Annotated in this window: 11 protein-coding genes, 1 other RNA gene and 6 pseudogenes; 13 read left to right on the top strand and 5 right to left on the bottom strand. The window is 57.4% G+C overall.

Features of this window, described 5'->3' with window-relative positions:
• Positions 1–15 precede the first annotated feature (15 nt).
• A complete protein-coding gene (gene nrdR, locus OZX57_RS06140) occupies positions 16–474 on the top strand; it encodes a transcriptional regulator NrdR (protein ID WP_277161818.1) in 459 nt (152 codons plus the stop codon).
• Positions 475–607: 133 nt separating this feature from the next.
• Here nrdR and OZX57_RS06135 read toward each other — a convergent pair.
• Positions 608–2,940, bottom strand: a pseudogene (locus OZX57_RS06135) (AAA family ATPase).
• A 424-nt stretch (positions 2,941–3,364) separates the two neighbouring features.
• Between OZX57_RS06135 and mraZ the strand changes: the two are divergent.
• From mraZ to OZX57_RS06075, 12 genes and pseudogenes are all read left to right on the top strand, one after another.
• Positions 3,365–3,862: a division/cell wall cluster transcriptional repressor MraZ gene (gene mraZ, locus OZX57_RS06130; protein ID WP_277162966.1), complete on the top strand. Its 498-nt coding sequence runs from the start codon at positions 3,365–3,367 to the stop codon at positions 3,860–3,862.
• Complete coding sequence (rsmH, locus tag OZX57_RS06125; RefSeq protein ID WP_277161817.1) at positions 3,862–4,944, top strand: 16S rRNA (cytosine(1402)-N(4))-methyltransferase RsmH; 1,083 nt, start codon at positions 3,862–3,864, stop codon at positions 4,942–4,944. The genes mraZ and rsmH overlap by 1 nt, the downstream gene beginning before the upstream one ends.
• A complete protein-coding gene (locus OZX57_RS06120; protein ID WP_277161816.1) occupies positions 4,941–5,414 on the top strand; it encodes a hypothetical protein in 474 nt (157 codons plus the stop codon). The genes rsmH and OZX57_RS06120 overlap by 4 nt, the downstream gene beginning before the upstream one ends.
• Position 5,415: 1 nt before the next feature.
• Positions 5,416–7,214: pseudogene (locus OZX57_RS06115) on the top strand (penicillin-binding protein 2).
• Between the two features lie 63 nt (positions 7,215–7,277).
• The gene (locus OZX57_RS06110; protein ID WP_277161815.1) at positions 7,278–8,165 is read left to right on the top strand and encodes a UDP-N-acetylmuramyl peptide synthase; all 888 of its coding nucleotides are present in this window, start codon (positions 7,278–7,280) and stop codon (positions 8,163–8,165) included.
• Positions 8,166–8,307: 142 nt separating this feature from the next.
• Complete coding sequence (murF, locus tag OZX57_RS06105) at positions 8,308–9,915, top strand: UDP-N-acetylmuramoyl-tripeptide--D-alanyl-D-alanine ligase (RefSeq protein WP_277162965.1); 1,608 nt, start codon at positions 8,308–8,310, stop codon at positions 9,913–9,915.
• A pseudogene (gene mraY, locus OZX57_RS06100) lies at positions 9,912–11,014 on the top strand (phospho-N-acetylmuramoyl-pentapeptide-transferase). The gene murF and the pseudogene mraY overlap by 4 nt, the downstream one beginning before the upstream one ends.
• Before the next feature lie 125 nt (positions 11,015–11,139).
• Positions 11,140–12,573: a UDP-N-acetylmuramoyl-L-alanine--D-glutamate ligase gene (murD, locus tag OZX57_RS06095; RefSeq protein WP_277162964.1), complete on the top strand. Its 1,434-nt coding sequence runs from the start codon at positions 11,140–11,142 to the stop codon at positions 12,571–12,573.
• Entirely contained in the window at positions 12,566–13,972 is a 1,407-nt protein-coding gene (gene ftsW / locus OZX57_RS06090) for a putative lipid II flippase FtsW (RefSeq protein WP_277161814.1), read from the top strand. The genes murD and ftsW overlap by 8 nt, the downstream gene beginning before the upstream one ends.
• Positions 13,973–14,000: 28 nt before the next feature.
• Positions 14,001–15,178: pseudogene (locus tag OZX57_RS06085) on the top strand (UDP-N-acetylglucosamine--N-acetylmuramyl-(pentapeptide) pyrophosphoryl-undecaprenol N-acetylglucosamine transferase).
• A 230-nt stretch (positions 15,179–15,408) separates the two neighbouring features.
• Positions 15,409–17,017 (top strand): annotated as a pseudogene (murC, locus tag OZX57_RS06080) (UDP-N-acetylmuramate--L-alanine ligase).
• Positions 17,017–18,216 carry an FtsQ-type POTRA domain-containing protein gene (locus OZX57_RS06075; protein WP_277161813.1) on the top strand — a complete coding sequence of 400 codons (1,200 nt, stop codon included), beginning with the start codon at positions 17,017–17,019 and terminating at the stop codon, positions 18,214–18,216. Before murC ends, OZX57_RS06075 begins: the two are co-directional and overlap by 1 nt.
• A gap of 177 nt (positions 18,217–18,393) precedes the next feature.
• Here OZX57_RS06075 and dtd read toward each other — a convergent pair whose 3' ends face one another.
• The 4 genes and pseudogenes from dtd to OZX57_RS06055 all read right to left on the bottom strand — a co-directional run bounded on the left by dtd (position 18,394) and on the right by OZX57_RS06055 (position 21,846).
• On the bottom strand, positions 18,394–18,879 hold the full coding sequence (dtd, locus tag OZX57_RS06070; RefSeq protein WP_277161812.1) for a D-aminoacyl-tRNA deacylase: 486 nt from the start codon (positions 18,877–18,879) through the stop codon (positions 18,394–18,396).
• Positions 18,880–19,039: 160 nt separating this feature from the next.
• Positions 19,040–19,434, bottom strand: a transfer-messenger RNA (tmRNA) gene (gene ssrA / locus OZX57_RS06065).
• Between the two features lie 218 nt (positions 19,435–19,652).
• Positions 19,653–20,549, bottom strand: coding sequence for a carbohydrate kinase (locus OZX57_RS06060; RefSeq protein ID WP_277161811.1), 897 nt, complete (start codon positions 20,547–20,549; stop codon positions 19,653–19,655).
• A 116-nt stretch (positions 20,550–20,665) separates the two neighbouring features.
• Positions 20,666–21,846, bottom strand: a pseudogene (locus OZX57_RS06055) (ROK family transcriptional regulator).
• Positions 21,847–22,185 lie beyond the last annotated feature (339 nt).

The following is a 22,185-nucleotide window of genomic DNA, read 5'->3' as shown; positions in this document are numbered from 1 at the left end:
GGCTATGGTGTCAGTATGCACTGCCCTTTTTGCCAGAATAATGACACTAAAGTTGTCGATACGCGTATCAGCGAGGACGGCCATTCTATCAGGCGTCGTCGTGAATGCCCGGAATGTGGCCGTCGCTTCACGACGGTTGAGACAACCATGCTGCTGGTCACCAAAAGGTCAGGCAATCTCGAGCCGTTCAATCGCCAGAAAGTCATTGATGGAGTGCGCAAGGCGTGCCAGGGCAGGCCGATTGATGAAGGTGCACTGAAACAATTGGGCCAGCAGGTTGAAGAAGACCTACGTAGCCAGGGGCTTGCCCAAGTGAAATCGGAAGATATCGGTAAGGCTATTTTGAAGCCTTTGCGCGAACTTGACGAAGTGGCCTATCTGCGCTTCGCCAGCGTCTATCAGAATTTCAGCGGGCTCGCTGATTTTCAGAATGCCATTGACGATCTTAAGCGTGATCAAGCGGCAAACAAGTAGTAAGCAGTCGTTTCGCATTGAATATTTGAGCGTTGCATCCGATTTCAAATTCGGATGCAACGCTCAAATATTTTCCGTACTTTTGGGAGTAATGAAGTGGAGACTCGTAGCTTGGCGTGGCTAGGCAGCGAATCTATATGGTAAGCAACTCTCGGTCGGACGAAGTCTGAACGATAATCAGACGTTGGGTCGGTCGGGTGAGAGCCACATAGAGGTTGGCGGCGCCGGAAAGCCGTGATGGTGCGTTCTGGGTGATTTCCCCAGGTTCGACCAAGATGACAGCGTCGTATTCCAGTCCCTTGATCATCTGGGTGTCGCAGACGCTCAACGGCGCATCGCTCATGGCATCCTCTGTATATTCACCGTTGCCGGTTTGCCGGGTGTCGGAGGAGATGCCCATCAAAGTCGAAGCCCGTTTCTCCCCAACGTTTTCAGAGAGATGGTGATAGAGGCTACTGCGTAGCGGTTTGACCAAGGCGTCCGGCGCAATCACGGCGACACGGCCTGTTCCGTCATCGGCGATGAACTGCTGGACCGATTCCAAAGTCTCGTGCTCGATGGTGTGCATAAGATCGCTGTCCGATTCGCCTTCGGCGACGGCCACTCGTTTCACGGAGTCGGCCATCGTGCGCACGCCCTCGGTGGTGGAGACGTAAAGACCCTCGTTTTCGGCGAAACGCGATGCGAGTTGTGAGACTTCCTTAGGGTTGCGGTAATTGATGGTCAGCTCCTTGAGGTCCCAGCCGTCGGGGCCGAAGAGCCGATTCATGGTCCGATCCCAGCGGTGGGTACCACCCAGCGCAGAAGTTTGCGCAACGTCGCCCACGATAGTGAAGGAGCGCGAGGGGCAGCGGCGCATCAGCATCCGCCAGTCCATCGCCGTGAGCTCCTGGGCCTCGTCGATGACGATATGACCGTAAGTCCATTCGCGATCCGAGCCGGCCCGCTGCGCGACAGCCTCGGCATCCAGCCCGTTGATGTTGTCCACCAGCATCGAGGAGGTAACGATGCCTGAGCCGATGCCAGCCTGGGCCAGTGTGTCCTTGGCAAATTGCTCTTCCTCGGCCCGTTTGGCTTTTTCCGCAGCTTCGCGTGCCGATACTTTCGGATCAGGGCCAAGCAACTCCATGGCCTCGTCCAGAAGTGGAATATCAGAGACGGTGAGCGGGGAATGCTTCGGTCGTGTCAACGCCTCGATGTCATCCTCGGAAAGCCATGGCGCGAAACGTTTCAGCTGTGCCGGTTTGGCGAACATCTGATCGATGAGCCATGCGGCGTTCATCGGCAGCCACGCGAGATTGAGCGTCTTGCGAATCTCGTCGTTCATCTTCAGCTGCAGGGCCGCGTCCGAGATTTCGGATTGCTCCGGGGTGTAGTCAAGGTTGTTGACGTAACGGTTGCGCATGGCACTCAGCACGCTGCGCACAAAAGTTTCGCGGGCTTTGTTGTGCGGGGAACGCGTGCGCTTGGCGTCTTCGATGGCCTGCTGGACGTCGGTTTTGAGCATGCGCACGTCCATGCCGTTGACGCGTACGGTTGGCAAGTGCTTGGGCACGCGTTCACGCGCCGCAACGGCGTTGGCGACTGCATGCGCCATACGCGCCTCGCCCTTGAGCTTCGCCGCATGAGGTTCGTCCGTGCCGGCGGCGTTGAATCCGGGTACCAGATCGCCGATGGTGCGCGAGACCACTCCGGTTTCGCCCAGCGACGGCAGCACCTGGTTGATATAGCGCAGAAAAGCGGAGCTTGGACCGACCACCAGCACGCCGGAGCGCTCAAGCCTGCGGCGATGGGTGTAAAGCAGATAGGCGGCACGGTGCAATGCCACGGCGGTTTTGCCGGTTCCCGGGCCTCCTTGCACCACGATGGCACGGTCGAGCGGGGCGCGGATGATACGGTCCTGCTCGCCCTGGATGGTGGCCACGATATCGGTCATCTTGCCGGTGCGCTTGGAATTGAGCGAGGCGATCAGCGCGCCTTCGCCGGTCAGTGTCCCCGCCTGCTGGGCAACGCCGACTTGCCCGGAATTGACATCGAGCACCTCATCTTCGATGCCGACCACCTTGCGGAAGTTCAGCGTGAGATGGCGACGCATGACGATATCGCCATGATGGGAGGGCGTGGCCTCGTAGAAAGGCCGAGCGGCCTCTGCGCGCCAGTCGGTCAATATTGGCTCATGGTTCTCGCTGGAGAGGCCCATGCGTCCGATGTAGCGTTTTTCGCCTTTATCGTTGTCAATGCGTCCGAAAACGAGCCGGTCCTCGACGCCACGCAGCTGGGTGAGCCTGTCTTCGTACATCGTGGCGAAAGAGTCGCGTTCAGTGCGCATGGTGGGGAGCCGTGGGCGCCGGCGGCACGCACGGTATCGAGTCGTGTGCGTGTCTGGGCCCTCAAGGAGTCCAGGCGTCCGTAAGCGCGATCGACCGCGTGCTGTTCGTCGTCGATTTGTGAGGAGTAGCTCGACATATATACAGTCCCCTTTTATGCGGATTGTTTCGGCATGGAGATTCAAGTGAAAACTCGAATTAATAATTCTAGTCTGCGCTCCCTATTTCCGCCGCCTCGATTGCGCTTATGGACGATGCCGAAACAGTAATGACGAGATGTGTGCGTCAACAAAACGTCAAATTATTCGTATTGGTCGCGGTTATCTAATTTTTGTCGATGGTCGAATCGTGAAGAAACGCCGTAATGCAGTTTTTCCGAAGAAAAAAGTAGTGTTTTTGCGTTTTTGTGGGGGAGAATGGTGATTAGTGGGGTAAAGTGGTGAACTAGTTGTAGGACTCGTCAATTCTTGACATTCGGGTAAAGGGGGTGGCAGATGACCGGACACGATGAAAATCCTGATGAAAGCGTGGCATTTGCCGCTTCCTCAAGCCTTCCGACAGCGATGAATGCCGGCCAGACAGCTCAGCCTCAGGATACCGTTTCCCCGATGACCCAGCCTGAACCGCTGCTGCTCGGCACCTATACTCCGAAAATCGACAGCAAAGGACGTATGGCATTGCCTGCCAAAATGCGTGCCCAATTGGGGACGGGCATGGTGATGGCGCGTGGCCAGGAAAAATGTGTCTACTTGCTGCCCCAAACGGAATTCAGGCGTATCGCCTCGCGAATCCAGCGTGCGTCCATGGGCAACAAAGCGACCAGAAGCTATCTGCGTGTCTTCCTCTCCGGTGCCGTTGAAGGCGAACCGGATAAGCAAGGCCGCGTTCTGGTGCCACAGAACCTGCGCAGCTATGCCGGGTTAGGCGACGATATCGTGGTCATCGGAGTCGGCACCCGCGCCGAGATCTGGAACAAGGAATCGTGGGATGCCTATCTGGCCGCCCAGGAGGAGGGCTATTCCGATATAGCCGATGACGTATTACCGGCGGTGGAGTGGTGATGGCGGAACTGGCGAATATTCATCAGCCCGTGCTCCTGCAGGAGTGCGTGGATCTGGTCACCCCTGCGCTGCAGCATCCTGGAGCCATTGTCGTCGATTGCACACTCGGCCTTGCCGGTCATGCACTTGCGTTCCTGCAGGCTTCGCCGCAGGCTCGTCTCATCGGCATCGATCGCGACGAGGAAGCGCTGGGCATGGCTACCGAACGTATGAAGGAAGCCGGTCTCGACGACCGGTTCACTCCGGTGCATGCCGCGTTCGACGAATTCAGTGATGTGCTTGATGATCTGAAGCTGCGTCGTGTCGATGCGGCCTTTATGGACTTGGGGCTTTCCAGCCTGCAGATTGACGAGACCGACCGCGGATTCTCCTACTCGCACGACGCTCCGCTCGACATGCGCATGGACACTACGCAAAGCTTTGACGCCGCGCAGATTCTGGCGCAATACTCGGAACAGGATCTGACCCGCATTTTCCGCGAATACGGGCAGGAACGTTTTTCCAAGCCGATAGCCCGTGCAATTGTTCGCCAACGCGAAACCGAGCCGCTCAAGACTTCACGTCAGCTCGATGAGCTGGTCGACCGTGTGGTGCCGAAATCCCATCGCGCCAAGGGCAACCCCGCAAAGCGCGTTTTCCAGGCGCTGCGCATCGAGGTCAATGGTGAGTTGGACAAGCTCAAATGCACCTTGCCGCAGATTGCCAATCATCTGGCGCTTGACGGCAGACTGGTGGTCGAGTCTTACCATTCGCTGGAAGACCGCACCGTCAAGACGTTCATGGCCCAAGGACTCAAGGTCGATGCGCCGGCCGATCTGCCGGTGATTCCTGATGATGCGCAGCCCTTCTTCCACGAGCTCACCCGGGGTGCAATCAAGGCCGATGAGGCGGAAATCGAGCACAACTCGCGTTCGGCGCCGGTGCGTCTGCGTGGTGTCGAGCTTTCCCGTGAGTTGCCTCAGCGTTGGCGCAATCGCTTCGAACGGGACGCTGAAAAGGAACCCGAACCGTTGGAACGTCTGAGCGGCGGAACTATGTATAGCCAGAAACATTCAGATAACCAGAGGGAAAGGAGGGCATGATGAGCAGCAGTGCAAACGCAAGATCGATTCGTTCCCATGTGGCGCCTGCCGGACGTGAAGACGACAATCATGCAATCTCCTCGCGTCCTCGCTTCCAGGTTGTTGCCGGTGGCAAGGCAGATAAAGACAAAGCCCGCGACGCCTTCGGCATTTTCAGCCATATCAAAACGGTGTCGGTGGTGCATATCGTCATTGCCGTGGTCTTTCTTTTCGCATCGTTGCTGGGCTCTCTGGCTTTGCGTACGCAGATGGTGCAGAATTCCTTCGAACAGGCGCAGGTACAGTCGAACATCAGCAAATTGAACCAGGACGTGGAAGACGATCAGGCTCAACTCGACAGCCTGCAGGCCAGCCTGCCCGATCGTGCCCAGAAGATGGGCATGGTGCCTCAGCAAGGGCCACTTTCCATTGATTTGCAAGGTTATCAGGCGCCGCCAAGCCAACAAACACCGACGAGCAAAGGCCAGTGACATGCGTACACCTGCCGATAATGCCAAAGCCAAACAATTCGTATCGCGTTGCGCCGTCATCGGGACGGTGCTCGCGATTGTTTTCGTTGTTTGCTTTGGACAATTGGCCAACATTCAGTTGTTGAATGGGCGTTCCATGGCCGAGGCCGCCACGGCGGGCCGCACGCTGAAAGTGCCGGTGCACGCGATGCGCGGCAAGATTCTTGATACCAACGGTGCGGTGCTTGCGCAAAGCGTGGAACGCTACACCATCATCGGTGACCCCGAAGCGGCCCAGGCCTATGAGCCGGTTTGCAGCAAGCAGGTCACCAATAATTGCACCCAGCCGAAAAGCCAGGGAGGCAAAACCATCGGTGTGGTCGGTGCCGCGCGTGTGGCGAGAATGATTGCCCCGATACTGGGTATGGACGCCATGGAACTCGGTGGTCAGCTCGCGACTTCCGGCCGTTATGTCGTGCTGAAAAAGACGTTGAGCCGGCTACCAAGCGCAAGCTTGACAAATTGGATCTTGGCGGCATCGTCTACGGCGAGCTTTCGCAGAACCGCGTCTATTCCGACGGCACATTGCTCGGCGCGTTCCTTGGCGGCGTCGATGCTCAGGTCAATGGCGCTTCGGGCATGGAGCAGGTGCAGAACAAGGTACTTTCCGGCACCGATGGCTACAAGATCTACCAGCAAGGCAACAACGGCGTCGAGATTCCCGGCACGTTGACCGATTCCAAAGCCGCCCAGAACGGCAGTGACGTGAAATTGACCATCGACTCGGATGTTGATTGGTACGTCAAGAAGGTACTCACCCAAGGCAAGGCGCAGTATCATGCGGATTGGGCGGTGGCCTGCGTCGAGGACATACGCACGCACCAGATCATCGCGATTGACGATTCCGATGATATTCAGGCCGGTAGCGATCAGGCCAAACTTAATGTCTCGCGTGCTGTCTCCGAGACCTTCGAACCCGGCTCGATTGGCAAGACCTTCTCGATGGCGGGCCTCTTGCAGCATGGCATCCATCAGATGACCGACCAGTTCCAAGTTCCGGACCATCTGAACAAGAACAACCAGATCTTCACCGATTCCTCGCCGCATGCGGTTTCCAACTGGACGTTGGCCGGCATTCTGCAGCAGTCCTCCAACGTCGGCATGGTGATGGCTTCCGACAATTACCAGGATCAGGACCGCTACGACATGCTTACCAAGTTCGGCATCGGACAGCCCACCGGCCTCAACCTTCCGGGCGAGTCTCGCGGAACGCTTACTAATCCCAAGGCGTGGGACAAACGTACGCGCGATACGATCCTCTTCGGACAGGGCTATGCCACCAACATTCTCCAGCTCACCAATGCCATCGCCACCATCGCCGACGGCGGCATCTATCGCAAACCGTCGATCGTCGTTTCGACCACGGATGCTAATGGGCATGTCATCAACCAGCCTCAGGACGAAGGCACTCGCATCCTCGACCCGAACGCCGACGCGCAATTGATGAACGCCATGGAATCCGCCGCCGAGGAATATCACAGGACAGCCGGCATCGACGGCTACCGTATCGCCGGCAAGTCCGGAACCGCGCAGGTAGCGGGCCCCAGTGGCGCGCTTGATGGCATCGTCGGTGACTTCACCGGCATCCTGCCCGCCGACAATCCTCGTTTCGTGGTCACGGTGGCGATGAAGAATCCGCAAGGCATATATGGTGGCCTCACCAGCGGCACGCTGTTCAAGCAAATCGGTGAATTCCTTATGCAGAAGTACGAAGTCCCGGCCTCGGCCCCGCGTACTGGTGCTATTCCTGTGTCGTGGTGATGGCATGCGGCAACATCAGATAGTGACGTTTCCGTGTGCCGCGAGGCAGAAGGACGTAAGGCTATGAGTGCGGTAAGTGAGTCGATTTCACGGCGTGTGACCCTGGGGTACATCGCCAGCCATTACGGCTTCGATCTTGAACCTGGATTCGCCGATGGCGTCACGGTTACTTCTCTCGCCGACACCCCTGATTCCGTTCGTCCGGGAGCACTTTATGTTCTTCAGGATATCGAGGAATCCTCTTTGCTTAATTTTGCAGTGAGTCGGGGAGCCTACGCCGTGCTCGTGCCGCCTTCGATGGCAGCTCTGGCACAATCCGCAGGGGTTCCCGCGCTGCTGGCCACACCGAGCAAGGCCACCATTGGCGCTTTGGCAGCCGACATCGCCGGAACGCCGGCCAATACGATGGCCGTGTTCGTCGTCTGTGGTGATGACGATGAAGAGAACCAGGCCGATGTGGTGCGTCTGGCTGATTTTCTGCACATGCTTGGCAATCCGGTAGGCATTGTCAGCGCTTCCGGCTCGAGTTCGCTGGAACGTGAACTCGCCATGACCTATCCTCTGGGAATATTCGACATCCAGCACATGCTCGCCGTCTGTTCCGAGGACGGGGCTGCGGCCATGGTGATTTCGGCGGACAGGCAGACGCTGCGACCGGGTGCGCTCGAAAGTGTCAATGTCGATGTGCTCGGGTCCATTGAGCCGTTGGATAAGGCCGGTTCTCAACGGATGTTTGACGAAGTTCAGCAGCGTTATGGTTTTTCGATCGACGAGCACAAGCATCTAGTCGTCTGCAACGAGGAATCCGGTTGGCTTGCAGGCCAGACCGCGGTGATTCGCAATCTGGACGGGCAGCGCAGACTTTCGCTGGCCATTGCGATGGCGATGGACGCCGGCGTGCGCCGCAGCAATATTCGCAATGCCCTGCGCGTTTCGAAGGAGATGCAGTGAAGGCATTCTTCCCGGTTCTCGTAGACGGATTGATTTGAAATTGATGCCTTTTCATGGTTTGACTTTGAAAACGGTGATATGTAATAAAGGAGCGCATAGGTTGGACGACAACAAGGCCGGGACGCAAGGGGAAACCGGCATGATGATGCCGATGACGGTCGCGGAGATTGCCGAAGCGGTCGGCGGGCGTCTGGTGGCCGGTGCCGCTTGCGCTGTGCCGGAGGGGCCGGTGGCCACCTCGACCGTGAGCGATTCCCGGCAGATTCGCGCCGGTTCGGTGTTTGTGGCCATTCCCGGCGAACGGGTGGACGGCCATGATTTCGTGGCCGGTGCTGCGCAGAAAGGTGCGGTCGCTGCGCTGGTCGACCACGTTGTGGACGGCGCCGACGATATCGTGCAAATCGAGGTTGACGACACGGTGCAGGCGCTGGGCGGTTTGGCACAGCATAATATTGAGCGTCGCCGTGAGCTGGGCGCGGATTTTTCGGTAATCGGCATCACCGGTTCCGTCGGCAAGACGACCACCAAGGATTTGCTGCGCTCATTGATGGCGAAGCTTGGCGAGACCGTGGCTCCCGTCGGCTCGTTCAACAATGAAATCGGTCTGCCGCTGACGGCGTTGAAAGTTGGGGAGCGCACCAGGTTCTTTGTCGCCGAGATGGGGGCCAACCATGTCGGTGAAATCGCGAAGCTCACCAGCATCGTGCCTCCCGACCTGGCCGTGGTGCTGAAGGTCGGTGTGGCGCATCTGGGGGAGTTCGGTTCCGTGGAACGCATCGCCCAGGCCAAGAGCGAGATTGTGCAAGGTCTGGTGCCTGGAGGCATCGCCGTGCTCAATGCCGACGATCAACATGTGGCGGCAATGACCAAGTTTGCTCCGGGCGACGTGCTGTGGTTCGGACTTGACGGCGACGCACAGCCGAATGCCACAAGGATGAGCGCAGAAGCTGTCACGGTAGACGCCTTGGACCGTCCGAGCTTCACATTGGTAGATACCGATGGTTCCCGTGCCTTGGTGCATTTGGGCATCGGCGGTGCACACAATGTCATGAACGCGCTCGCAGCGGCCACGGTCGCCCGGCATTTTGGAATGTCGCTAAACGATATTGCTGAGGGGCTGGGTGAAGTCGCGCACATCAGCCCGCATCGTATGGCCGTCTCCCAAATCGGTGATGGCGAGGATTCTTTCACACTGATTGACGATTCCTTCAATGCGAATCCCGACTCTATGCGCGCCGGTTTGGATGGCTTGGCTCGCTGGCAGGTCAACGGTAATCCTCAAGAATCCGAGGCTGGTACGTCCGCCGCAAATGCTGCGAAACCTTATCGTGTCGCCGTGCTTGGCGCGATGCTGGAGCTCGGTGCCGACGAATTGAAGCTGCATCGACAGACCGGAGCTTATGCCGCCTCGCTGGGCATCGACGAGATCATCGCCGTGGGCAACAAGACGGACCAGCATTTTGATGAGCTGGCCTCGGCCTTGGCACAAGGGGCCCAAGAGGAATTGGGCCAAGACGCCGCTCCGAGTGCTGTTGCCGGTGCGTCCAACAGTGATTTGCGTACCCCCGTCGTGGTGCAATGGGTACATAGTGCAGGTCAGGCTGATCGGTTGGTTGCCGAAATAGCCCACCAGCATCCTAATACCGTCGTGCTGCTCAAAGGCTCCCATATTTCGGGACTTTCCGCCTTGGCCGAGCATTGGGCGCACGTCTCTTCGCAACAGCCTACAGAAGTGGAGCCGAAACATTGATTTCCCTCATCATCGGCATCGTGGTCTCGCTCGTGGTCACGATGGTCGGCACGCCAGCCATGATTCGACTGGTTCACCGGTTGCATTACGGCCAGTATATCCGTCAGGACGGCCCGCAATCGCATCTTCTGAAGCGCGGTACCGCCACGATGGGCGGCGTGGTCATCATCTTCGCAGTGGTGCTTGGATGGGGGCTTCGGCGCTTTATCGCGGCTTGACTGGCGGGCAGAGTGTGTCATGGTCGGCCGTTCTGGTCCTCTTCGCCATGGTGTCGATGGGGGCTTTGGGCTTCATCGACGACTTCGCCAAAGTGCGTAAAAAGCAAAATACAGGGTTGAGCGTTGGCGGTAAATTCTTCGGCCAGTTCGTCTTCGCGACCATTTACGCGGTGCTGGCGCTGCTGATCCCCACCAAATCCGGATTTCCTTCGGCACAAGCAGGCATGAGCTTCATCGAGCATCCGTTCTTCAGCTTCGAGTTCGCCGGCAAGGCCGTTGCCATTGTCATCTTCGTCATCTGGGTCAATTTCCTGATGATTGCATGGACCAACGCCGTCAACCTGACCGATGGACTTGACGGACTCGCCACGGGTTCCTCGATGATCTCCCTGGCAGGCTACACCATCATCGCCTTCTGGGAAAGCTACCACGTCAAAGGCGGCCCGAAGCCCGGTTACTCGTATGCGGTTTCGGACCCGCTGGACTTGACGATCATTGCCGCCTGTGCTGCCGTGGCCTGCTTCGGCTTCCTCTGGTACAACTCCAACCCGGCCACCATCTTTATGGGTGACACCGGATCGCTGGCTCTGGGCGGGCTTTTCGCAGCCCTCTCCATCGCCACACACACCGAATTCCTCGCCATCATTCTCGGCGGTCTTTACGTCATCGAGGTGGCGAGCGACATCATCCAGGTCGGTTGCTTCAAGCTCACCCACAAGCGCGTCTTCAAGATGGCGCCGATTCACCATCATTTTGAACTGATGGGGTGGAGCGAGCAGAAGGTCGTCGTGCGCTTCTGGATGATCGAATTCATGTTCATGCTCATCGGCTTGGTCATCTTCTATACGGATTGGGCGTCACGCACCGGTCTTTTGATCTAGAAGACAAAGACATCGGATGGAACGGTTTACGGGTGTCAAAGGAAAGGTTGATTCAAATGCAGACAACGACGGATTCTGGTTTTTCGCAGGTGAACCGCGAGAACACGAATAGTGCTTCGTCTCCTTTGGATGTTGCTGGTAAAACCGTATTGGTGGTTGGCCTAGGCGTTTCCGGCCGAGGTGCCGTCGAGGCTTTGCAAGGTCGTGCCGGCCGTGTGGTGAGTCTGGACGAGAAGAAACCGGAAGCCGATCTGCACTCCTTTGATGACATCGATTTCGATGACGTCGATATCGTGGTGGTCTCACCGGTATTCAATCCTCGTACTCCCTTTATTCTTGAGGCTCAGCGTCGCCATATCCCGGTGATCAGTGAAGTCGAACTGGCTTGGGCACTGCGTGTGCCTGCCGAGCATTCCGCCTCGCACGCCCCAGCGCCATGGGTCGGCATCACCGGCACCAACGGCAAGACCTCTACCACGCAGATGGTTTCGGCCATGCTCACCGAATGTGGCATGAACGCGCCAGCCGTGGGCAATATCGGCAAATCCGTCAGCCTCGCCGCCGTCGATCCGAAACATGACGCGTTGTGCGTGGAACTGAGTAGCTTCCAGATGCATTTCACCGATTCCGTGGCTTTGGATTGCGCGGCCATCACCAACATCGCTGCCGACCACCTCGACTGGCATGGCGGCATGGCCAATTATGCGGCCGACAAATCCAAGGTCTTCCACAATGCCAAGCGTGCGCTGGTGTTCAATGCCGATGATGAACGAGTTACGGCCTTGGCGCAGACTGCTCAGACTAGCCCCGAATGCCGTAAGGTGGGCTTCACGTTGCATGCCCCTGAACCCGGTCAGATCGGTGTATCCGATGGCTGGATCGTCGACGCCAGCGGCCTGGCCGGGGCTCCAGAGGGGGATATGAACGCGCTGGCCAAGGTCACCGAGTTCTCCCATCTTTGCGAGCCGGACGGGACGGTTTATCCGCATCTGCTGGCCGATGCCATCACCGCGTTGGCGTTGGCGATGGGCTTGGGTGCCGACCCCGGACGCTGTCTCGATGCTCTGCGCGCTTTCGCCCCTGGCGGCCACCGTATCCAAACCGTTGCCACCGCACATTTGCAGGACGGCGGTACCGTGCGGTTCGTCGATGATTCCAAGGCCACCAACGCTCATGCGGCCCACGCCTCGCTTTCCAGCTACAAGCCCAAGTCCGTGGTCTGGATTGCCGGGGGACTGGCCAAGGGCGGGCATTTCGAAGATCTCGTTGCCGATCAGGCCAAGACCATCAAGGCCGCCGTCATCATCGGCGTCGATCAGGAACCCATGCTTTCGGCTTTCAAGGCCAGCGCTTCTGATATTCCGCTTACGGTTATCGACCCGAAAGACCAGGACAGCGTGATGGCCCGTGCGGTCGAGACTGCCGGCCAGTATGCTGCGGACGGTGATGTGGTGCTGATGGCACCGGCCTGCGCTTCGATGGATCAGTTCGTCTCCTACGCCGACCGCGGTTCGCAGTTCGCCGATGCCGCCCGTCAGTGGGTGCGTGTCCATGGTTAAACGCGTGTATGACCACGGAAATGAGGAACGTTCGAAACGTTCTGACAAGGCAGGGCAAAGGCATTGGAATTCGATAGCCAAAGCCTTCAAATCTTCCTTGCCGGCGCGAGATAAGCAAGATAAAGCAGCCAGCAGAAAAGCGAAGGCAAAGTCGCTTTTCGATGTCTTCTATCAAAAAGCCTCTCCATCGCCATCCTCGCTTTCCAAGGTCGACAACTCGGGTGGAGCGCTTCAGATTTCTGACTATACCGGCATCCGCGCGTTGATGAATCCGCTATGGTGTTATTACGGCTTCCGCATCGCCGTTGTTGCATTGACCTGCTTCGGTGTAGTCATGGTATTTTCGGCCTCTTCGGTCACCATGATCGCCGCGAATCTGTCTCCGTGGAAACAAGCGCTGAGCCAGGGACTGTATTGCATCATCGGACTGGTCGTTTGTCTGCTGGCCATGCACGTTCATTCCGATTCCTATCGGAAAATCTCGTTCTGGTTCACGGTTTTCTCCATCGTCCTTCAGCTGTTGACCATGACGCCGCTCGGTGTGGAAGTCAATGGCAACAAAGGCTGGATTGGCATCCGCAACGTGTTCACCATGCAGCCGGCGGAAGTCATGAAACTGGCGCTGTGCATGTGGATGCCTTGGGCCATTTCCGTTGCCGCGAAACACTATAAGGCTGAGGGCTTCAAAGCGTATTTGCCGTCCATTGTCGTGTTCCTGGCCTGTCTGGGGGCGGTCATGCTCGGCGGCGACCTGGGTACCGCACTCATTCTTGTGGCTATTGGCGTCACTGCCATGCTCGTCGGCGGATTCCCGCTTAAATGGCTGGTTGGTTCTGGACTGGCTTTGTTGGCAGTGGTTGTGCTCTTTGTGGTCACCAGCCCGAACCGCATGATGCGCATCACGGCGGCCTACCGGCCTTGCCCCACCTCAGCCTTGCAAGGCGAATGCTATCAGTCCATGCACGCCAAATACGCCATGGCCTCCGGAGGCTTTTTCGGGGTAGGCATCGGCAATTCACGCGAGAAATGGAACTATCTTCCCGAGGCGCACAACGATTTCATCTTCGCCATCATCGGCGAGGAGACTGGCTTCATTGGTGCCGCCATCGTCATTATTCTGTTCGCCATCCTCGGTTGGTGCATGTTCGCCATCGCCTTGCAGACCCCCGACAAGTACGCTTCCAGGGTGTTGATCTGCATCGCGATCTGGATTGTGGGCCAGGCGCTTGTAAACATCATGGTCGTCATCGGACTGTTGCCGGTAATGGGCGTGCCGTTGCCCTTCGTCTCGGCCGGTGGCTCCAGCCTGGTCATGTGTCTGTTCGCGGCAGGCGTGGCCACCAGTATGATGAAGATGCAACCACAGATTCAGGCTAATGTTGCATCATTGAGCGTCTGAACGCGCTGTTGCATGTGAACAAGCAAGGATGAATGGAATGAAACATATCGTACTGGCCGGCGGTGGAACCGCCGGACATGTCAACCCGTTGCTCAGCGTCGCATCTGCCATCAAAAGCGCCGATCCACAAGCCGCATTGAGCGTTATCGGCACAGATGTCGGGCTTGAACACGATTTGGTGCCACAGGCAGGGTTTGAGCTCGATACCATTGCCAAGGTTCCTTTTCCTCGGCGCCCCAATATGCAGGCGCTGCGCTTTCCCGGCCGTTGGAAGCATGAACAGCAGAAGGTCCGTGAGATTCTGCAGCGTCGTCAGGCCGATGTGGTCGTCGGTTTCGGCGGGTATGTATCGGCTCCCGTCTACACCGTGGCACACTCGATGGGCTTGCCTATTGTCATCCACGAACAGAACGCTCGTGCCGGTATGGCCAACAAGCTCGGCGCACGTTGGGCCTCGTTCATTGGCACCGCTTACGATGGCACCGGCCTTAAAGTTCGTAACGGCGCGGAAATACGCCGGGTTGGGCTGCCGTTGCGCCCGGTGATGGCCGATCTTTGCCGGAAGCTCGGAGAGAACAAGTCGTTGGCTCGTCAAGAAGCCGCACGTCAGCTGGGCATCGATCCCAATCGCCCGTTGATGGTGGTCACCGGCGGTTCGTTGGGAGCGGTGAGTCTTAACGAGGCGGTCAGCGATGCGGCGGCCCAGCTGCTCGATGTCACCCAGGTCATCCATCTGACTGGTCGGAAGAAAAGCGACGATGTGCGCCGACGTGTGGCGCAAAACGTGGGGAGCAGGTCATCACCGACCTTGACCCGGCCCATGCAGGGCAAGGCGATTATCATATTGCCGAATATCTGGAACGCATCGACCTGGCATTCGCTGCGGCGGATTTGGTGGTCTGCCGTTCCGGAGCAGGCACCGTCAGCGAGCTGGCGGCCATCGGCATGCCTGCGGTCTATGTGCCGTTGCCCATCGGCAATGGTGAGCAACGATTCAACGCACAGCCGGTGGTTGAGGCCGGAGGCGGTTTGATGGTTGTTGACGATGATTTCACGCCGACATGGGTACGTGAGCATGTGCCGGCGCTTCTGGCCGACCGCCAACGGCTCGAGGCCATGGGCCACAAGGCTTATGGCTATGGCATGCGCGATGCCGCAGAGACCATGGCCGCAGTGGTGCTTGACATGGCTGACAGGAATTCGTGACGCGCGGTATCCGCTTTTGGCTTTTAAGGCGAGCGCCGCGTTCGAAGTATCTGATTGATGGTTCTGACATGGTCAGGGTCAATCGAGACTACTCGCAAATGTCGTCCGAGTCCGGCAATTGCAAGTAGTCTGCGTGGGTTTGGCGTTTGGGCTTAGGTCTGGTACAGATATCGGGTATAACGGTCATCGAATGATGTTTTTATCGGCAGTAACCAACGTCCAAGGAGCGTATCGTGCAGTCAACAACCAGCTCTGAATCCATCGTGCTTGATCCGACGGTCGCAGCGTTCGGTCCCACGGAGACGGTGGCATCGCTTGGGCGTACCCATTTCATCGGTATCGGCGGCGCGGGCATGAGCGTGCTCGCCGAGATGCTTCACGAAGAGGGCGTCGAGGTCTCCGGCTCTGATCGCGAGGCCAATGCCAAGACTGACCGTCTGGTTGCGTTGGGCGTCAAGGTCTATTTCGGACAACGCGCTGAAAACGTCGAGGGCGCGCAGACCGTCGTCTACTCCAGTGCTATTAAGCCGGACAACCCCGAAATCGTGGCAGCGGCGAATGCTGGAGCCCATATCGTCCACCGCAGTGACATTCTGGCGCTCCTGATGGCTGCGAAATGTGCGGTTAGCGTTGCCGGAGCTCACGGCAAAACGACCACCAGTTCCCTGATTTCCCATATTCTCGTCAACGCCGGGGGCAGGCCGATGCTCAATCGGGAACCAGTGCCGCAGTGAAACTGGCAGACCCCAGCTATGCCATCGGTGGATCGATTCAAGGCCCTGACGGGGTGGCGATCGATGGAGGGCACGCCGGCCATGGTGATGTACTTGTGGCCGAATCCGACGAATCCGACGGCAGTTTCGAGAAATACCGTCCGCAGTTCGCGCTGATCACCAACGCCGAAGCCGATCACCTCGACCATTACGGCGATGCCGAACACTACCAGCAGGCTTTCGTGCAGTATGCCGGTCATGCCAAAGGCCATGTCATCATGTCCGTCGATGACGGGGAGCGCAGGCAATCGTGCGTGCATTGCCGGCCGACGTGGCAGCTAGAACAATCTGCTATACCACGCAGGCAACGGATGACATCACGCAAATCGCGGGTTCTGACGGTCAGCCGCAACTCGTTCGTATTCTCTCGGAGCAGGAGAGCGCCGGGGATGGGACGGAACGTTTCACCATCGCGTTCCCGGCAGGGTTCGCCGGTTGCAGCGAGGAACGCAGTGTCTCCGTCACGCTTCGCGTTCCCGGCATTCACAACGCGCGCAATGCGACTGCTGCCATCATCACCACGACGCTGCTGGGCATGGATCCCGAGCTCGCCGCGCGTGCGGCTTCCACGTTCAAGGGAGCCTCGCGACGCTTCGAGGTCAACGGCGTGGAAGACGGGGTGACGGTGGTCGACGATTATGCGCACCATCCCACGGAAATCGCCGCTTTGCTTGATGCGGCCCGTCGTCGTTATCCCGATTCAACCATCCGCGTGCTCTTCCAGCCTCACCTCTTCAGCCGCACCAAGTTCTTTACTGACAGATTCGCAGCGGCGCTCGCCAAGGCCGATGATGTCGTCATCGCGCCTATTTTCCCGGCCCGTGAGCGGCAGGAGGATTTCCCGGAGGTCACCTCGCAGGTTATTGTGAATGCTGCCGCCGCGTTGGCGCATGCTCCGGCTCAAGGATGGATCGCCACGTCAAAGGATCTTCAAGAAGGTGCTGAAACCTTGGTCCGTCACGCTCGGCCGGGAGATGTCCTTATTACCGTCGGCGCAGGTGATGTCACCGCCATGGACGATGTTATGCTTTCGCAGCTCAAAGACCGAGCGAAAGAGTTGCGCTGATGAGCGGCCGACGTATCACCAGCGGGAAACGGCATGATGCCGACCATGACGAATGGTCGCGTCAGCCGCGTTCCGTGAAATCAGACTCCACTCGTTCCGGTTCCGAAAAGACAGGGAAGAGCAGCGGGCGCAAGCGTCGTTCATCGGTCCGCTCATCGTCTTCGTCTGCAGAAGCGACCATCGGCAAACAAACGGGACATAGCGGCAAGTCCGTCAGCGTGTCCCGTCGTCGCCGATCCAAGCGCCAATACGGGATTGACAAACCTCTGGCAGATGGCGGGAATGCTGGTTCTCCAAGAACCGCACGCTCGGCAAGGTCTGGGGCAGCGGCGACCAAAAGCACTCCTGGTGGTTTTGTAGATGCTAGGCAATTGCAGGACGAGGACCTGGTCGGCGAAACATTGGAGCAGACTGCCGGTCCGCTTGGTGTTGCCTCGCGTCCGAAAGTCATTGATTTTGACGCCCGTCTCAAGGAACGGCGTCGGATAAGCGCTTGGAAGATGACGACTCGGGTGTTGGTGGCGTTGCTGATTGTGGCCGTGATTGTCGCCTTGTCGTGGACGCTGTTTTTCTCGCCTCTGTTTCGGCTTGACGCACACCAGATTGCGGTTTCCGGGGAAAATCAATGGGTTGGCAAATCTCAGATTGTTTCCATCGCCGACAAGCAGGCTGGCAAATCGCTGTTATTAGTGTCTTCGAATGATGTGGAACAGGAACTCAAAAACATTCCCGGCGTTTCGAAGGCCAAGGTCGACAAGACCTATCCCAAAGGTCTGAAAGTCAGCATTACGGCACAAGAGCCTGCGGCGATGCTTAAGACTCCTGATAACACCGAAACGGCCGTGGACGGTTACGGGCGAGTGCTCAACAAGGTCGGCAATGTCTCCGCCGATGGCATCCCGGTTATCGAAGTGGACGACGTTCAGACCAGCCTTCGTGACCGTTCCGTTCAGCAGGCGCTCAAGGTGCTGAACCTGCTACCGCACGACATGCGTGCCTCAATCACCAAAGTGAGCGCGAAAACCCAAGATTCCATCACCACCGAGCTCAACGGCGGGCAGCGCGTCATCGTCTGGGGCGACGCTTCCGACATGAAGCTCAAGAAGGCCGTGGTCGACAAAATCATCAACGACCCCACCAAGATCGGCGATAAACATCAGGTTGACGTTTCGGCCCCGCTGCGTCCGATTATCAAGTGACCAGACTCCGTATGCGGGCGGTGTGCAACCCGAAATGCGATGAGAATCAGTGTTCTGCTGTGATTTGCGTGATTTCGTTCGCGTGCTCGATGGAACATGCGAACGAAATCAGGATTCGTGACTGGTTTTCTTGATTTCTATTGCGTCTTTGCCGCACTTTAGTGACGAGACTTGCTGTCAGTGCTTGGACATCAGCTCGTCGGTGTCGAAGAGAATGGTCACCGGGCCGTCATTGGTCAGACTCACTCGCATATGCGAGCCGAAACGGCCTTCTTTCACAGTGATGCCTTGTGCCCGTAGTGCCTCATTGAAATCCAGCCATATACGCTTGGCATGTTCTGGTTCGCCGGCGTTGATGAAACTCGGCCGGTTGCCTTTTCGCGTGTCACCGAAGAGGGTGAACTGCGAAACCGACAGAATTGCGCCGTCGACCTGTTTCAGAGAAAGGTTCATCTTCCCGTTCTCGTCTTCGAACACACGCAATTTGCTGATTTTACGGGCAAGCCAGTCGATCTGCTCTTGTCCGTCCTCGTCGCTGACCCCGACGAGCAAAACGTATCCGATACCGATATGCTGTGGCTCAAACGTCGTATCAACTTTCCCGCTGATTTCGTTGACGACATCGATATCGGCTTTACTGACTTTCTGCAACACGATTTTCATGGTTTCAAGTTTAGCTTGATTGGCGTATTGATAACAAGGATGCGATGAGAGCGACATATGAGATGACGTATACCACTGCCTGAAACGCAGCGAGATGAATCTTGAGAATTGGTGTGTGAATGCAAAAACGCCACCAAGGCGAACCCCGGCGGCGTTTGAACAGTGGAGATGCGGGGAATTGAACCCCGGTCCGATGGCCGAACCCTCAGTCTTCTACGTGCTTAGTCCGCTGGCCGTATGGCAATTTTTCTGCCCCCATCCGTGTCGCGGACAATGGATGGCGAGCATATCTACAGTTAAAGTCCCTGAGTCACCCTGTGGTTCAATGGCTCAAGCAAGTCCTCTAATGACGCCCAACATCCTCCCGAAGACGAAAAGGAGTGGACGGAGCAGCAGCTCACTGGTTAATCCTGGCGCGAAGCTCAGGCAGCGAGAGCGAACTCAGTGCGATTAGATTTAGCACTTGTTGTTTCGTGGAGGTCATCTCGAGTGGACTCCACATTCTCGGCACGCTTCCCTGCGACGAACAGGTCACCGTCGAAACCGATCATCCCCAATTTTGAATTATCAAGCCCCGGCTTGCACCGGAATTTCTTATTTTAGCTTGCCACTACGACGGTTAGCGCAAGACGGTCTCTGAGCGTAATTTTTGCATCAAGTGCCGTGGGTTCTTTGCCTGATCTATCCAATAAGAGTCGGGACGCCAACATAACGTTCGCACCCCGACTCTTATTGGAATGTAATAAAGCAAAAACTATTTTGTTTTCAGCGGTTTACTTCTCAGCTTCACCCAGATAATCCGGAATGTTCTCCGGATACTTGGGCCATGCGCCGTTCTGTGTGCAGACGAAAGCGGCGGTGTTGACGGCGGCGCGATGCGCTTCCTGCAACGACGAACCGGTAAGTACCTTGGCGGTGAACGTGCCGGAGAAGGAATCGCCGGCGCCCACCGTGTCGACCACGTCAACGCGCGGGGTGTCAAGGGTGGAGGATTCGCCGTCCTTGGCGATGATGGTGCTGAAGGTCGAGCCGCCGGTGAGGATGACATAGTTCAGGTTGTACTTCTCCATGAACCAGTTGCATGCCTCTTCGTCCGAGGTGCCGCGAATGTTGAACATGTCGCGCAGAAGTAGGAGCTCGGCATCGTTGATCTTGAAAACGGTGGCGTAGCCGAGCAGCTCCTCGATCAGTTCCTTGGAATAGTGGTCGCCGCGAATGTTGATGTCGAAGAACTTCATGGCGGTGGGTTTGGTGTGCTTCAGCAACTCCACGATGGTGTCGTGGGATTCCTGGCTGCGCAGGGCAAGCGTGCCGTAGCAGATAGCGTCGGCCTGCTGCACCAAGTTGATCAGCTCGCGGGTGTAGAGGATGTGGTCCCATGCCACGCCCTTGATGATGGTGTATTCCGGGATGCCGTTCTTCAGGGCGACCTCGACGGTGGAGGTCGGCCATGCGTTGCGCTGCACGATGGATTCCACGCCTGATTTTTCGGTGGCTGCGACGAGTTCATCGCCCAGAGGGTCCTCGCCCACAGCGCTGATGGCGTGGCCTTCCGCGCCGTTCATCGTGGCGTGGTAGGCGAAATTGACGGGAGCGCCGCCTGCGCGCTTGCCGGTGGGGAGCATATCCCAGAGCAGTTCTCCCAGCGAGACAACGATTGGCTTGGTCATGATGTGATCCTTTCTTACTTCTCTTTAAAAGTTTTCAATTATGAGTTTGTTGATTGGTTGATTCGACCGTCCGTTTTAGCTCAGGAAGCTGGTGCGGAGTCGGCTGTGTTGTGCAATCAGCCTGTGTTTCCTGGAGGTCGTGTCATGAGGAAATATGACGGATGGTCCAGAAATTGGGTGATGGCTGTGGCGGCGGCGCCGAGAACCGCCGCGTCGGTAGGTAGTCCGGATAGGGTGATTTCGGTCGATTGCGTTATCTCTGGGATAACACGTTCGTTCACCACGGCTTGGGCGGTGGCGAGCAGTTGTTCGCCACCGAGCGCTCCGATGTCGCCGAGGACGATGCGGGACGGGTTGAAGACGTTGCAGATGATGACGCATCCGTAGCCCACGTATCGGCCGATTTCGGTGACGAGTGTACGCGCTTCATGGGTTTGTTTCTCATCGTCATTCTGCTGTTCGGCAAGCGCGAACAAGGCCTTGCATGCTTCGATATGGGTCATTGCTTCGGAACCTGGGACGATGCCGAGTTTGTCGATTTGTTTGTGGATTGCACCCGCTGAGCAATAGCACTCAAGGCATCCGACATTGCCGCATTCGCATTTTTTGCCATTGACGGCATCGATTGAGACGTGGCCGAGTTCGGTGGATGCTCCGAGATTGCCGTAGATAAGCCTGCCGTTCTCGATGACCCCGAGACCGACCCCTTCGCCAAGCAGGAAATAGGCTAGGCTTCCTGCGTCATCAAGACCTCCAAAAGGCGTTGTGCCAGAGCTCCGGCCCGCGCGTCCTGCTCGATGAAAACCGGAACGGGACAGTTCTGCCCGAATTCTTTCTGGAAATTGATGTTGCGCCAATGCGGCATGCTGGAAACAAGTGCCGCATATCCGGTGCCGTGCAGATACGGCCCAGGCACGGCCATGCCGATGGCGACGATATCGGGGTCGTTGGCCAGCAGAGAGTCGATGGTCTTGTGCGTGGCGGCGATGGCTGCGTCTATGGTGTCATCGCTGACTCTTGGCATATCCTCGAGGCTCAGACGAGTGCCCTTCAGGTCGAAGACTCCGATTTGGACGAGACTGCGCGCGAATTTGACGCCGATGAAGTGGAAACGTTCCGTATCGATTTTAAGCCCGATGGACCGCCGGCGTTTGCTGCCTTTCATATCGCCAGTTTCGGCGACGATTCCGGCATCGATCAGACGTGCGGTGATTTTTGTGATGGCAGCGGGTGTCAAACCGAGCGTCTTGGCGATCTGTGCACGCGATGAAATGTCATAGTGATACAGGTGCCACAACGTTCGAGAGCGGTTGCGTTCGGAAACGACGGATTGTGACGCAGCTGCATGCGTATGGCCGTCGGGAAAGTCCGGAGTCGAAGGTGCCAAGTGGTCGAATGAGAGGGGCCGCGTCGTTGGCTGAGGTGTTGATGCTTCGCTATTCTCGTGCAATCTGACGCCTCCTTGGGCCAATCCTGCATCTCAACCGTCGTTATTAACGGTTGTGTATTGATGAACTGACTTCATATATTAACGAGGTTAATAAAAAACCGCAAATCGGAATAGCAAGATTCAAGAAAGAAGTTAATTTGCCGCGGTTTTCTGCTGATTGGTGTCTGATGTCAGGCCAACGATATT

The sequence above is a fragment of the Bifidobacterium sp. ESL0682 genome (assembly GCF_029392815.1).
Classification (GTDB): Bacteria; Actinomycetota; Actinomycetes; order Actinomycetales; family Bifidobacteriaceae; genus Bifidobacterium.
The sequence above is the reverse complement of the archived record's forward strand: the minus strand, read 5'-3'. Positions and strand labels throughout refer to the sequence as shown.